The sequence below is a fragment of the Pseudomonas sp. LB1P83 genome (assembly GCF_054897885.1).
This window is the reverse complement of the sequence record NZ_CM142709.1, coordinates 266,300-279,912: the sequence shown is the minus strand read 5'-3', so window position 1 is coordinate 279,912 and position 13,613 is coordinate 266,300. Positions and strand designations below refer to the sequence as shown.

14 protein-coding genes are annotated in these 13,613 nt (G+C 54.3%); 4 read left to right on the top strand and 10 right to left on the bottom strand.

Annotation, left to right across the window (positions count from 1 at the left end; translation table 11 throughout):
* Positions 1 to 40 precede the first annotated feature (40 nt).
* The gene (locus ACYZTY_RS01255; protein ID WP_461956975.1) at positions 41 to 382 is read right to left on the bottom strand and encodes a hypothetical protein; all 342 of its coding nucleotides are present in this window, start codon (positions 380 to 382) and stop codon (positions 41 to 43) included.
* Positions 383 to 798: 416 nt separating this feature from the next.
* Between ACYZTY_RS01255 and ACYZTY_RS01250 the strand changes: the two genes are divergently transcribed.
* Positions 799 to 2,268, top strand: a complete 1,470-nt coding sequence (locus ACYZTY_RS01250) for a sensor histidine kinase (RefSeq protein ID WP_461956974.1) — start codon at positions 799 to 801, stop codon at positions 2,266 to 2,268.
* On the opposite strand, the gene ACYZTY_RS01245 is transcribed toward ACYZTY_RS01250, so the two are convergent.
* The 3 genes from ACYZTY_RS01245 to ACYZTY_RS01235 all read right to left on the bottom strand — a co-directional run bounded on the left by ACYZTY_RS01245 (position 2,265) and on the right by ACYZTY_RS01235 (position 4,150).
* Positions 2,265 to 2,606, bottom strand: a complete 342-nt coding sequence (locus ACYZTY_RS01245) for a DUF3703 domain-containing protein (protein ID WP_461956973.1) — start codon at positions 2,604 to 2,606, stop codon at positions 2,265 to 2,267. The genes ACYZTY_RS01250 and ACYZTY_RS01245 overlap by 4 nt on opposite strands.
* 100 nt (positions 2,607 to 2,706) lie before the next feature.
* Positions 2,707 to 3,843, bottom strand: a complete 1,137-nt coding sequence (locus tag ACYZTY_RS01240; protein ID WP_461956972.1) for a nickel/cobalt efflux protein RcnA — start codon at positions 3,841 to 3,843, stop codon at positions 2,707 to 2,709.
* A 7-nt stretch (positions 3,844 to 3,850) separates the two neighbouring features.
* A complete protein-coding gene (locus tag ACYZTY_RS01235; protein ID WP_461956971.1) occupies positions 3,851 to 4,150 on the bottom strand; it encodes a metal-sensing transcriptional repressor in 300 nt (99 codons plus the stop codon).
* A gap of 512 nt (positions 4,151 to 4,662) precedes the next feature.
* Here ACYZTY_RS01235 and ACYZTY_RS01230 point away from each other — a divergent pair.
* Both ACYZTY_RS01230 and ACYZTY_RS01225 read left to right on the top strand, forming a co-directional pair.
* Complete coding sequence (locus tag ACYZTY_RS01230) at positions 4,663 to 5,400, top strand: HupE/UreJ family protein (RefSeq protein WP_461953390.1); 738 nt, start codon at positions 4,663 to 4,665, stop codon at positions 5,398 to 5,400.
* Between the two features lie 12 nt (positions 5,401 to 5,412).
* Positions 5,413 to 6,060, top strand: a complete 648-nt coding sequence (locus ACYZTY_RS01225) for a transmembrane anchor protein (protein ID WP_461956970.1) — start codon at positions 5,413 to 5,415, stop codon at positions 6,058 to 6,060.
* Positions 6,061 to 6,450: 390 nt separating this feature from the next.
* On the opposite strand, the gene ACYZTY_RS01220 is transcribed toward ACYZTY_RS01225, so the two are convergent.
* Positions 6,451 to 7,839 (bottom strand): heavy metal sensor histidine kinase, encoded by a 1,389-nt coding sequence (locus ACYZTY_RS01220; RefSeq protein ID WP_461956969.1) that lies wholly within the window; start codon positions 7,837 to 7,839, stop codon positions 6,451 to 6,453.
* On the bottom strand, positions 7,836 to 8,519 hold the full coding sequence (locus ACYZTY_RS01215; RefSeq protein WP_461956968.1) for a heavy metal response regulator transcription factor: 684 nt from the start codon (positions 8,517 to 8,519) through the stop codon (positions 7,836 to 7,838). Before ACYZTY_RS01215 ends, ACYZTY_RS01220 begins: the two co-directional genes overlap by 4 nt.
* A gap of 284 nt (positions 8,520 to 8,803) precedes the next feature.
* On the opposite strand from ACYZTY_RS01215, the gene ACYZTY_RS01210 reads away from it, so the two are divergent.
* Complete coding sequence (locus ACYZTY_RS01210; protein ID WP_461956967.1) at positions 8,804 to 9,250, top strand: DUF411 domain-containing protein; 447 nt, start codon at positions 8,804 to 8,806, stop codon at positions 9,248 to 9,250.
* A 51-nt stretch (positions 9,251 to 9,301) separates the two neighbouring features.
* Here ACYZTY_RS01210 and copD read toward each other — a convergent pair whose 3' ends face one another.
* The 4 genes from copD to ACYZTY_RS01190 all read right to left on the bottom strand — a co-directional run bounded on the left by copD (position 9,302) and on the right by ACYZTY_RS01190 (position 13,561).
* Positions 9,302 to 10,237 carry a copper homeostasis membrane protein CopD gene (gene copD, locus ACYZTY_RS01205; RefSeq protein ID WP_461956966.1) on the bottom strand — a complete coding sequence of 312 codons (936 nt, stop codon included), beginning with the start codon at positions 10,235 to 10,237 and terminating at the stop codon, positions 9,302 to 9,304.
* 2 nt (positions 10,238 to 10,239) lie between these two features.
* Positions 10,240 to 10,626: a copper homeostasis periplasmic binding protein CopC gene (copC, locus tag ACYZTY_RS01200; RefSeq protein ID WP_461956965.1), complete on the bottom strand. Its 387-nt coding sequence runs from the start codon at positions 10,624 to 10,626 to the stop codon at positions 10,240 to 10,242.
* Positions 10,627 to 10,695: 69 nt separating this feature from the next.
* On the bottom strand, positions 10,696 to 11,568 hold the full coding sequence (locus ACYZTY_RS01195) for a copper resistance protein B (protein ID WP_461959232.1): 873 nt from the start codon (positions 11,566 to 11,568) through the stop codon (positions 10,696 to 10,698).
* A gap of 127 nt (positions 11,569 to 11,695) precedes the next feature.
* Positions 11,696 to 13,561: a copper resistance system multicopper oxidase gene (locus tag ACYZTY_RS01190; RefSeq protein ID WP_461956964.1), complete on the bottom strand. Its 1,866-nt coding sequence runs from the start codon at positions 13,559 to 13,561 to the stop codon at positions 11,696 to 11,698.
* Positions 13,562 to 13,613: the final 52 nt, after the last annotated feature.

Genomic DNA, 13,613 nt, shown 5'->3' with positions numbered 1-13,613 from the left:
ATCCCGCTAATGCGGAATGAGGCTCAATGTGGGACAGGAATCAAACGCGAGGCGGTCGCCAAACCCCGGACGAGGTCTTTACAGGTAAGGAATCGCTGAAGAACGAAAGCACTACGGGGCTAAATACGGTTACAGGAGGCTTGAAGATCGAGACTTGCAGCATGCCGCCTGTCTTGCATTCCTGGCCCGGCTTACAAGGTTTGCCGTGCTCGGAAGGGCTTTTCATATCGTTGCAGCAGTCCATCCCCATGTCGTCCATCATCGCCATGCCCATCGTCTTCATAGGGCACGTTTCTATTGGTGCCTGAACGCCCGCCATCCCGCTGAGGGGAAGCGCCAAGCTGATCATGAAGATGATGCAAAACCGCAGATAGCGTTTCATGGTCTGGAGTCTAGTCGCTGCAAATGGCTCTTACAATTGGTCATGTATCAACAGCGCCCGGTCGTCAAGATGTGATGTAGGCAATCACACCTGACATCAATTAAGACAGAATTACGTGTCAAAAATAGATATTTAACCCATCGCTTTAACCATAAAAAATCCCGGCCCTGCGCGCCCCAATCAAAGGGGATTTTTCCCCGGAGTTGGCTGTAATTCCCCAATGTTCGTGTCTGACTGTCGGAACGGTCGCGGATTTAATTTTCCTGTTTCAACGCAGCGCAATTCAGATACGGGCTGCGCGCACCATCATTGCTTGGTAGCGAACATTTGGCATAGAGAATGCTGGATGTCACCTAGGCTTCATTGAGAAATTCAAATTGAAGGTGTAGTTAGGAAATTCTCTATAGGACGCTAGCATGCCTGCAATATCAGTATTGTTTAGGCGCCTACATCGGGTAGCAGCTGACTCAGTTGCTTCGACCAGACAACCGAATCTCCTGCGCTGGTTTTCGATCATCAGCTTCATCCTGATCAGCGCGATAGCTTTTGGGCTGGGTTCAGTATCGACTCGCTTCCTGGTCATCGAAAGCCTGGAGCGCGACGCACTGTTGTCGGCGCAATTTATCCAGACCATCGCTGTGGGTGAAATCCGTCACCACGGGTTGTCCGGGATGCGGATGGGTGACGTTTTGGCAGCCACCCCATATGGAATGCTGTCAGAAGAAATGGCGCTGAATCGGCACCGTGCCCGCTCCGAGTTCCTCGACCACCTTTCACACCTCCCGGATACACTCCTGATTAGCATCTACTCGCCACTTCGGGCGGTGATGTGGTCAACCAATCCGCAACTGATTGGACAGAAAATCCTCAACGACGAGGCACTTGAAGCGGCATTCAGCTCGAAAGACAGGGTTTCCACCAAGTACAGTAATGCTAATGAACGCCGTCCCGAACAGCAATTTTTGCTCGCTCCCAAAATGTTCTTCATCGAGAGTTACATCCCTTTGGTCGACGATCTGGGGAATACGCTGGCCGTGGTTGAGATTTACAAAGAACCAGCCGACTTGATCGAACGCCTTAACCGGGGCCACTGGATCATCTGGCTGTCTACCGCACTGGGCGGTCTACTGCTTTATTTCGGGCTGTATTGGATCGTTCGACGGGCATCGATTCAGTTGGCCTCACAAGAGGCGCAACTCGTCGCCAACAAGACTTACGTGGGCTTGGTCGAGATGTCCACGGCAGTCGCCCACAGTCTGCGCAACCCCTTGGCCTGTATCCGCTCCAGCGCAGAACTGGCGAACGAAACGGAGGGCCAACCCGCCAAGAAGAACATCGACGATATTGTCAGCCAAGTGGATCGGATGTCGCAGTGGGTGCATGAACTCTTGCAGTGCTTGCGCCCGATTCGTGGAGAGGCGGAACTGGTGGAGCCGATGAATGTGGTACAGGCCACGTTGGCCGGCTACAGCGCGCAACTGGCTCAATCAAGCATCCAGGTCGAGTTCAACAATGAGCCGACACCCCGGATCATCAGCAATCCACTTTTGCTTTCTCAAATTCTCAATAGCGTCATTGCCAATGCAATAGAGGCGATGCCGGGAGGCGGGAAGCTAACCATCCAGGCGAACGTGGATGACACCCATCAGTGGCTGCATCTCATCATTGCTGACACCGGGGATGGAACGTCACGACAACAGGAAATGATGGCGTTCAAGACCTTCTACACCACCAAGCAAGGCAAGCTCGGTATAGGGCTGATCATGGTGAAACAGATCATGGAAAATTTTGGTGGAGAAGCCAGTCTGACCCACCACGAAGACCATGGAACATCCGTGCACCTGAGTTTCAGGGTTGTGGAAAGAAGATCCAGTGGGGTGCGCTAGTCTTCGCGCAACAGTTCCTCTAGATCGGCAGAAAGCGGCATGGCGGCAAAAGCACTGACGCGCGCTCTTCCCGTGTTGCCGACAGGCACCCAGATCCTGGAAAACAACAACGCGGCAATGATCCGAGGAAGCTGACCTGCAACCTCCCGCCAATCCTTGGTCAGTAAACCCAGGTTCAACATAAGCCAATGAGATTTCGCGTGAGCCAGCGGCATACGCTGGGTAAGGATGTGCGCACGCTCAATCCAGCTGTAAGCAGCCTGAAAGTCATGGGCCCTCATAGCAAGCCCAGCCTCATGGAACGCCTCGGTTATGGCGTTACGCAAAACCTCTTTCATGTCGACCTCCAACGCTACTTCTTCAGCAATCGCCCGTTAAGCACCACCAGCAAGCTGACTACCACATCGGCAGAGACAGCCAACTGTCGCGCTTTGTCCACTATACGTTTAGGCCTATCCAGCCATGGAAGCCAACGTAGAGGCCAACAGCGATAATCAGCACGCTGGATAGGTAGGGCGCACGTCGAGCAACGGTGCCCAGCCATGGCCAACGGTTGGAAGCCTGCTTGGCACCGATGGCTGCCGCCGCACCGACAGATACCAACGTGAGCGCCAAACCAATACTGAAGCACAAGACGAGAACACCACCCAAGGCGACTTCTTTGACTTGAAGGCAGAGCAACAGGACGGTGATAGCCGCTGGGCAAGGAATGAGCCCACCCGTCAAACCGAATATGATGATCTGGCCCGTGGTGACTTCACGGTTGGTGAAGCGTTTGCGGATATCGTTGGCATGGGCACGCTCATGCGCATCCTGATAACCGTCAATCGACAATTCCAACCCTTCCAGTTCGGAATGCGCGTGCCCGTGTCCATGCTCTTGGTATTCCAGGTCGTAATCATGGGAATGGCCGGCATGGCCCAGACTCAGGCGGGCACTGAACTCATGTGGCTCGGGAATATCGACCGTCGACTCCAGGAAGCCTTCGCGCTCGACGAATGAAAACGTTTGAGTGCTGCCGTCAGCACGAGTCGTCATCAGGCGAACGTCTGAGGCGGCCCAGGCGTGTCCGGTCAATGTCTTCACACGCCAATGCGGTGGCATGCCTTCTTCGAAGATCGACAATTCGATGCGCCCGTGGCCGGTATCGATTCGATGGGTTTCATCATGATGACCATGGTCATGTTCGCCGTGGTGATGCTCATCACCTTGCTCGAACTTGAACATCTGCTCACCGCGCCAGGTACGCCACAGCATCCAAAGTGCAATCACGATGATCAGTGCAGAGGACGCAAGCTGGAAGTACGGCTCAGTGGTTTCAGCGTCCAAGCCTTTGCCCAGGTACATGCCGCCGATGGCGACCAACCACACCACAGCGGTGTGCGACAGCGTCGCGGCCAAGCCCAACAAAACGGCCTGTTTGACCGAGCCACGGATGGCCACGATGAAGGCCGCCATCATGGTTTTGGAATGGCCCGGTTCCAGGCCATGCAAGGCACCGAGCAGAATCGCGCTCGGGAAATACAGCCAGGCGTGAGCCCCGCCTTGTTGCAGTAGTTCAGCGAAGTTGGGCATGTCAGACCTAGAGGTACTTGGTGATTTGCTTGAAGGCTTCCAGTGGTGCGCGCTCGCCATTGTTCAACGCCGAGACGGTGTCCTCCAGACAATGATCGATGTGATCCTGTATGAGCGTGCGCTTGGCTTGGCACACCGCTTTTTCAACAGCATGCAGCTGCTGGGCGATGTCCACGCACTGACGACCCTCTTCGATCATGGTGATGATGCCGCGTAAATGGCCGTCCGCCCGTTTGAGACGCTTGATGATCGCCTCGTGACTTTGGTGGGTATGGGGATGGTTGTGTTGGTGATCGTGCTCACTCATGACTTGAGCCTCAGGCCTCAATGAATTACGCTGGCATCCTATCCCCCCTAGGAGGATGGGTCAAACGCATCAAAGCCCTACAAAACGAGTTGAAACCCGAACGCTATGTTCAGCAGAACACTGACAACGACGGTGGTAATCGCGCTTGCTCTCGCCATGTTTGTGGCCTGGGCCGGGCATACCTATACGTTGTCAGTGATGTCGAAACAGCCAGCCTGGGAGATTGCGCAAGACGCTCATCACTCCCATGAAGAACAAGCCGAGATGTCGTGTGCGAGCTGTTCGGATCACTATCACTCCCCGTTGACCCCTGACCACCAGCACGAAACGCCACAGCTCAGTTCTGTGTTGACTTTGTCTGCGCAGCCGAAGCTGTCCATGCGACTCGAAGCCCCATCCTATTCCGTTCCTCGTCCGCCGATTTTCTTGATCGAGCGTCCACCCCGTCCTTCGTTCGCATCCTGACCATGGCCGTACTGCGGCCTTTGATCCCTGCAACGTAGGATTGATCTATGCATTCGCACTCGATGAGCGGCGTTGACGCATTTACTGCGCCTTCGCGTCGCCTGCTACTGCTGTTGTTTTTATTTGTCGCGGCACTTTTCCTCGCAATGCCCGAGGCGATGGCTCATGCCGTCGCGGAAGGTGACAAGGGATTCATCCAGGAAAGCTCCGGCGTCATGTTGTTGCCCTTCATCTATATGGGCGCCAAGCACATGATGACGGGCTACGACCACCTGCTGTTTTTGTTCGGAGTGATCTTCTTTCTCTACCGCCTGAAAGACGTGGGGCTCTACGTCACGCTATTCGCTGTAGGCCACTCGGTCACGCTACTGCTGGGCGTGCTGACCGAGATCAGCATCAGCTCCTACATCATCGACGCCATCATCGGTTTCTCGGTGGTGTACAAGGCGCTCGATAACTTGGGTGCATTCCAGCGCTGGTTCGGTTTCCAGCCCAACACCAAAGTGGCCACGCTGATCTTCGGCCTGCTCCATGGGTTCGGTCTGGCCACCAAGATCCAGGAGTACGAAATCTCACCTGACGGCCTGATTCCGAACCTCATCGCCTTTAACGTCGGTGTCGAGATCGGCCAATTGCTGGCCCTCAGCGCGATTCTCATTCTGATGGGGTATTGGCGGCGCACCGGCAGTTTCTGGCGCCACGCCTATACCGCCAACGTCGCCATGATGAGTGCCGGCTTCCTCCTGATGGGTTACCAGATCACCGGCCTGTTTGTCTCCGCGTAAGGAATTCTGACCATGTTCAATACTCCGCTTCCAACTGTTAATGAATTGCCTAGCACTCGCAAACTGGTGCATTCGACTGTCATTGCACTGCTGACTGCGGTCGGTCTGCTGGTGACAGTGGTCATGCCTTCGGAATATGCCATTGATCCTACGGGTGTGGGCCGCGCACTGGGTCTGACCCAGATGGGCGAACTGAAGATCATCCTTGCCCAAGAGGCGTTGGCGGATGCCGCGCCACCGCAACCAGCAGCTCCAGCTCCAGCTCCAGCTCCGCAGGTTGCGCAAGTCCAACCTACTGCGAAACCTGCTGCTCAGCCGGTGGCGACACCTGACCCTACTTTGAAGACGGATCAAATGACCGTCACTCTCAAGCCAGGTGAAGGGACAGAAATCAAACTGGAAATGTTGAAGAACAAAACCGTCAGCTATGAATGGACAGCGGCTGGTGGGCCTGTGAACTACGACACCCATGGCGAGCCCTACAACGGTGAAAAGGGCTACTTCCACAGCTATACCAAGGGCAAGCAAGTCAAAAGTGACAAAGGTGAATTCACCGCCATTTTTGACGGCACCCACGGTTGGTTTTGGCGTAATCGCAGCAACAACTACGTGACCATCTCACTGAAAACGACCGGTGATTACTTGAGCGTCAAACAATGATCCGAAGCAGGCATGGCTGTTCTACAGCCAGGAATACAGAGTTCAGCCTGACCACAGGCCATTTAATTTCATCCATTTTTGAAGAGTCTTTCGATGAAAACCTCAACTACCTTGATCCGTTCGATGCTCCTGATCTGCTTGCTTGGCCTGATGACGGCATGCGGCGGCGGTGAAAAAGGCGCAACCTCCGAAAGCGCTGAGCACGGGCACTCGCACGAGTAGGTCGCTGGATGAAACAGGGCCGCATTAGCGGCCTTGTTTGCTTCCTTATCTCAACTTGCATGAGTTCGATCACACGGTTCAGCGGCAGATTTGAGCTTTCTAGTCGCTTACAGAGCAGGCGCCACATCCTGTTGTCATAGGGTAAGGCACGCAACCGATCTCTTGCTTTCACGCGTGGTCAGCAGGCCACGCGGGTAGGCTGATCACAAAGGTCGTATGACCTTCTTTGGATACACATCCAACGGTGCCGTCATGGGCGTCAACCAGTGATTTGACGATTGCCAGCCCTAAACCGGCATGGTTCGTGGCGCCCTCTCTCCGTGCAGGATCGACTCGGTAAAAACGGTCAAATAGCCGGGGCAGATGGTCTACCGCTATCTCCTCGCCGGGATTTTCTACAGACAGGCTAACCATCCTGCCAAGCGGCTCAATTTTCACGGAGATTACGGAGTTAGGCGGGGTATACCTGAGCGCATTGGACAGCAAATTGGAGACCATCCTATCCAGCATCGTCGCATCACCATTCACAGCGCCGTGCCCGACTACCTCTAGCTTTACCCCTGTGTCGTCTGCCAGAAGTTGGTAATACTCGAACAATTTCTCGACGACCGAACGCAATTCGATTTTCTCTTTGGCAGGTAGAACCAGACCGTTGTCTGACTTTGCTAAGAAAAGCATGCCATCAATAATGCTGGAGAGTCGGTTCAGATCTTCCAGGTTGGAATAGAGATTCTCTTCATAATCCTCTGGTGCACGTTTCTTTGTGAGGATGACTTCGGTATGTGTGCGCAGATTGCTGATAGGAGTACGTAGCTCATGCGCAATATCGGCTGAAAAGTTAGACAACCGAGCAAAAGATTCTTCAAGGCGAGCCAACATAGCGTTGAACGAAGTGACGAGGAGTTCTAGCTCGCGAGGCACAGAGTCCATGGGAATCCGCTCTTTCAGCGATCCGGCTGACATTGAGGCCGCGACTTGCGTCACTTGTGCGACCGGCTTCAGCCCGCTGCGCGCCACCAGCCACCCTAAACCTGCGCTGACCAAGGCGCTAATCGCCAGCCCGATCACCAACCACCAGCGCAGAGTTTCAACGAAATGCATATGGCTTGTGATGTCTAGACTCAGCCACGCGGTCAGTGGCTCAGCTTCATTGGCTAAATGAACTTGGGCTTTCATGCCTCGGTACATATGGCTTCCAGCTGTCCACTCCCACATACCTCCCCCTGAGTCACCAGAGGAGGAAGGTGGATGTCCAACTGCATTTGAAGTCGCGAAGAACGTCTTCCCTCCCTTCGTGATAATGGACGCGGAGAGTTCCTGGTGAGCACCAAGGAGAGCTTGAAGTTGCAACACAACTTCTGAGGGGGCTGCGGAGCCAGCTTCGCCATCCATTATTTGCCGAATGGATTCGAGCTTTTCCGTCATCGCTTGACGGTCGAGGGCCTTGAAGTGATGTTGGCTGAATCCGTCAAAAGTAAAGCCTGCTACTACCAACACGGCCACCACGGCACAGACAAACATCATGCTCAAACGGAGGGTAAGAGATGCGCGCTTCATTCTGTATCCGGAGCATCTAGCATGTACCCCATTCCCCTCGTGGTCTGAATCAGCTTGGTGTCGAAATCATCATCGATTTTGGCCCGTAGGCGACGAATCGCGACTTCGATCACGTTGGTATCACTGTCGAAGTTCATGTCCCAAACCTGCGATGCGATCAGTGATTTCGGCAAGACTTCTCCCCGGCGGCGCATCAGCAGCTCTAGCAGCGAAAATTCCTTGGCGGTAAGGTCAATACGTCGACCTGAGCGCGAAGCCCGACGCCTTAGAAGATCGACCTCCAGATCCCCGATTTTAATAGATGTCTGGTTGGGTATGGCGGCACCACGGCGAAGCAAGCTTCTGACGCGAGCAAGCAACTCGGAAAATGCGAAGGGTTTGACTAGATAATCGTCCGCACCTAACTCCAAGCCTTTGACCCGGTCATCAACTCCGTCCCTGGCCGTCAGAAACAGCACAGGGACTAAACTTCCGCCTGCGCGGACATTTCGGATGACTTCCCAGCCATCAATGCCCGGCATCATTACGTCCAGAATTAAGAGATCGTAGGTCTCGCTCAGCGCTTGGTGCAACGCCTCTGTTCCTGTCACAACCCGGTCGACACTGAAGCCAGCTTCCAAGAGGCCTTGCTGTAGGTACATTCCGATTTTGGGTTCGTCTTCTGCAACCAAGAGTTTCATGCTTGGGCTCCGGTTTTGCGGTGTTCTAGTGTGCTACCAATCTGACAACTGTGCGGAAACTTACGCAAATGTAATTGCTCCAACAGCAAACAGAAAGCACGCAGTCACGACAGGCTCGGGGGCAATTGAGCGGCGGCAGCGAAGATGCGGCTTACAAAAATGTAATCGGCAACATGACTTTTTGCGCTTAACCTACTTTTCTGACGGCGCGGAAGCGCTACTCGTGGCGCACGGCCAAGGGCATGCAGAGCAACCGCGCAATGACACGTGACGAGGTGCATAGAATGTTCAAACGAAAGCTATCGCTTGCTGTGGGATTGATGATTTGTGGGGTTGTGCAGGCCGCTGAGCCACTGACAATTGATGTACATCGTGATGCGAACTGCGGGTGCTGCAAGGAGTGGGTCAAGCACCTCGAATCGAATGGATTCAAGGTGGTCGACCACGTAGAAACCAACATGAGCGCTATCAAGCAGAACCTGGGCGTGCCACAGGGACTCGCTTCATGCCATACGGCTGTGATTGACGGCAAATTCGTAGAGGGTCATGTCCCAGCCGATGAAATCAAGAAGCTGAATGGTCGTTCAGACCTCGCAGGAATCGCAGTGCCAGGCATGCCCGCAGGTTCTCCCGGTATGGACTTCGGCCAGAATCATCAACCTTACCAAGTCTTAGGGCTCACCAAGGCAGGTGCGCAAGAAGTGGTCGCTGACTACCCTATCAGCCGATAGTCGTTGCCCAGATTTGAGCGCCTGTAGGGCTGCTCGGATCTAGCTCCTGGATCATCCTTGAGCCATCTCGATTGAGGGGCTCAGTGTTCCTAGCCAGGCCACCAAGCAAACGATGACAACAGCACAAGTTGATTCGAGCACCACGGTTTTTCTTAAAGCAGTTGCTGCTAGTGAATAATCACCCCCCTCCACAGAACGCTCTAGTGAAGGACTCAGGTAGAAACGATTGAGGGTAGCTAGTCCGATCATGCCGGCGAAAAGTAGGATTTTCAGGAGTAGAAGGACGCCATAGGTGCTGGTTGCGACTTCTATTACTGTCGGCCCGACAATGAAGAGATAGTTAGCGACGCCAGTAACTATGATCGTACCAACAATGAATGCGCCCGCTGTTTCGAATCCTCTGAGCGCTCGTGACAGCACTCGTACCAGATGCTCCGAATTCCCCCCCCTAATCCTTAACATCAGACCGAACGCCGCGAGGGCTCCGATCCAGCCGCCAGCGGCGAGTAGATGCAGAATATCAGCGGCAAAGTGCCAGAACCGCTGAGTACCTTCATCCATCGCCCCGTGACCTGTCCATGCAAGCGTCGCTAAGGCGATGCTGCCCGCCAAGGTAGCAACCCAGAGACTGCCTGTTGGCCATCGCTTGCTCTGGCTTCCGACAAAAATCACCACCGCTAGCGCGACCATGCGCGTCACCCAGCTGTAGCCGACCTCAGTCTCGTACAGCATCATTTCCAAGTGAGGCCGCAGCTCCGCCCAGTCGGATGCGCCGCTCATATTTCTTGTCATAACGATGCAAGCTGCTATCGACAAGAACACACCTATAGCAGCGATGCCAGGCAGTAGCGACCCGAAATGCAACACTGTTCCTGATACGCGCTCTTTTCCCCGAAGGCTGTATAGCCCAAAGACCGCTAGACCGAACAGGAGCATCAGATCCAGGTAAAGCGCGAGGCGCAGTACCACATTCAAAGGGTCGCTCATGCTTATTTCACTTTGAAAGTAACGCTGCCGGTAATTGGATGGGTATCGGAGGAAACCGCTCGCCATTCCACTTTGTAGGTGCCAGTTGTGAGAGGAGAGGCCGGGGTCAAGACCATGGTTTTAGGGTCGTTACTGCCGGCCACGCTGGCTTTCACACCCATAGGAGAGTGCGACGACATGCCAGGCATTTCGGTCATGATCAACTTGGCTCCGGAAAACTGGGTAACCAGGTTTTCAGAAAAGTGCAGCTCAATCTTTGCTGGGGCTGGGCCGTTCGCGCCTTCAGCTGGAGTTGAAGAGACTAGCTTCGGGTGAGCCTGGGCAACTGCACTGAGCAGAAGGCTGGATGAAAGAGCGACGGCCACAACACACGATTTAAGTACAGACATGCAAGGCTCCTCACAGCACGTAGCTGTTGTAATGAGGTTAGATAATTATTTGGTGCCGTTGACTTTGATTTAGAACCACACCCGGACGCCGAGCACCAGGCGTGCTTCGCTACTGTCTTCGCCTTCCTCGCGGGCATAGTCAGCGGTCTTTCCATAAGCCCGATTCCACGTCACACCTACGTAAGGTGCGAATTCTGGGCGGATTTCGTATCGGAGCCGCAAACCGACCTCACTCTCAGACAGCCCTGAACCGACTCCACGCTTGGGATCGTTTTTGCCATAGAAATTGAATTCTGCCGTTGGTTGCAAAATCAGCTTATTGGTTAGGAGAATGTCGTAATCACCTTCCAGCCGCGCTGCGGTCTGGCCGCCTTCTCCCAAATAAGCAGTAGCCTGGGCCTCGAAATTGTATAGCGCCAAGCCCTGGATACCGAAAGCCGCCCACGTTTGAGGGTCGCCTGGTTTGAAGTCTTGACGAACCCCGCCGACTAAATCCCACCAAGGGCTGATGGCGTGTCCCCATAAAGCTTGAACCTCAGCTTCTTCAGTCCTCCCATTGGTGCGCTCGCCTTCGGAGCGCAACCATAGACGATCAACATCTCCCCCTATCCAACCTTGGGCTTCCCAGTTCAGTGCGCTTCCATCATCAGCATCCTGCCATTCCAATTTCTCAAATATAAAAAAAGAGTTGAGGGCTGTGTCATGAACTTGGTGACCACCAGGGGACTTATAGACTGCGGCTCTGTCAGCATCAGTTAAGGGCGGTATCGGAGTCCGACTTTGGGTCTGTGGTTGGGGCTTGGCGGGCTGCATACCCTCCATTTTGCTGTGATCCATACCCTGCATCTGGCTGTGATCCATGCCCTGCATCTGGCTATGATCCATGCCCTGCATTTTGCCGTGTTCCATGCCCTTCATCTGGCTGTGATCCATAGTCTGCATCTGCCCGTCTTCGGTGCCCTGGCCTGGTTCAGCGGCTGCCGGCAAGACAAAACCAGCGGTCAGAGCGACCGTAAACACAGCTGAGTGCATGCGAGTTCCGCAAAGAAATTTGCTCATAGTCGACTCCTTATTCCTCTACACGCACTTCGCGGAACATCCCCATTTCCATGTGGTATAGGAGATGGCAATGATAGGCCCAGCGTCCCAGCGCATCGGCTGTTACTCGGTAGCTGCGCTTTGATCCAGGCGGCATATCAATGGTGTGTTTGCGGACAAGGAATTGGCCATTCTCGTCTTCAAGGTCGCTCCACATGCCATGCAAGTGGATGGGATGAGTCATCATGGTGTCGTTGACGAGAACGATCCGGACTCGCTCGCCGTATTTCAGTTTTAAAGGCTCGGCGTCCGAAAACTTCACGCCGTTGAAAGACCAGGAAAATTTCTCCATATGCCCGGTCAAGTGCAGTTCGATAGTTCGACTTGGCTCACGGCCATCTGGATCCTCAAACGTGCTTTTTAGATCGGAATACGTCAGCACCTTTCGGCCATTCTCGCGAAGGCCCATACCAGGATCATCAAGCTTTGGCGACGTCGACATTGCCTGCATGTCGACGAGAGGATTGTTGGATTCTGTGGCTGGGTGCGACTGCATTTCTCCCATACCACTCATGCCGCCCATAGACATTTTGCTGTGATCCATCCCAGCCATGCTGTCCATGCCGGACATGTCTTGCGTAGCGCCATGGTTCATACCTTCCATCGCACCGCCGTCCATGCCTGACATGCCCTCCATTGAGCTGTCCCCCATACCGGCCATCTTGCTGTGATCCATTCCAGCCATATCGCCCATACCAGCCATCGCGCCATGATCCATACCGGCCATACCCATGTCGGCCATGGTGACGAGAGGACGTGGGTCTAGCTCAGGTACTGGAGCGGCCAAGCCAGACCGGACGGCCAAGGTGCCTCTTGCGTACCCCGACCGATCCATCGACTGCGCAAACAGTGTGTAGGCGTCCTGAGTTGGTTCGACGATCACATCGAAGGTCTCAGCTGTGGCGATCCTGAACTCGTCCACGCTTACGGGCTTAACATACTGGCCATCGGCAGCCACAACAGTCATCTTCAAACCCGGAATACGGACATCAAAGTAGCTCATGGCTGAACCATTGATGAACCTCAACCTAAGCTTTTCGCCAGGTTTGAAGGTGCCCGTCCAGTTGGAATTCGGCGCTTGGCCGTTCATCAAGTAGGTGTATGTCGCGCCACTGACGTCTGCAATGTCAGTGGGATTCATCTTCATTTCGGCCCACATCTTGCGGTCAGCGACGGTGGCTGACCAACCTTTGTCAGCTACGTCATGGATGAAATCACTGACTGTGCGCTTGTGGGTGTTGTAGTAATCAGACTGCTTCTTCAGTGTTTTCATCAGCGAAGCCGGATCTTCATCCGTCCAGTCGGTAAGCATCACCACGTATTCACGGTCATACTCAAACGGCTCGGGCTCTTTCGCGTCGATTACCAGTGGGCCGTACACACCTACTTGTTCTTGGAAGCCGGAGTGACTGTGATACCAGTACGTTCCGTTTTGCTTGACCTTGAATTGATAGACATACGTGCCGTTAGGCTCGATCCCATGGAAGCTAAGGCCTGGCACACCGTCCATATTCGCGGGGAGGATAATCCCGTGCCAGTGGATTGATGTCATATCCTTGAGGCGGTTCTTGACCCGCAAGGTCACGGTATCGCCCTCACGCCAGCGCAGCTGAGGCCCCGGAATCCCACCATTGATTGTCATGGCAGTCCGGGCATTCCCAGTGATATTTACCGGTGTCTCTCCAATAAAGAGGTCGAACTCTGTACCTGACAGGACATTAGTCTCGCCCAAGCTACGGGCCGCCCAAATAGGGGTATGCCAGAGGCCTAAGCCACCGAGAATCCCGCCTGCGGTGAGACCTTTCACAAAGGTGCGCCGAGAAGTCTTGGAATGCATACCGATTCATGTCCCGTCAGTCGGATGTCAGGTGCACGCACGTTGGCGTGTT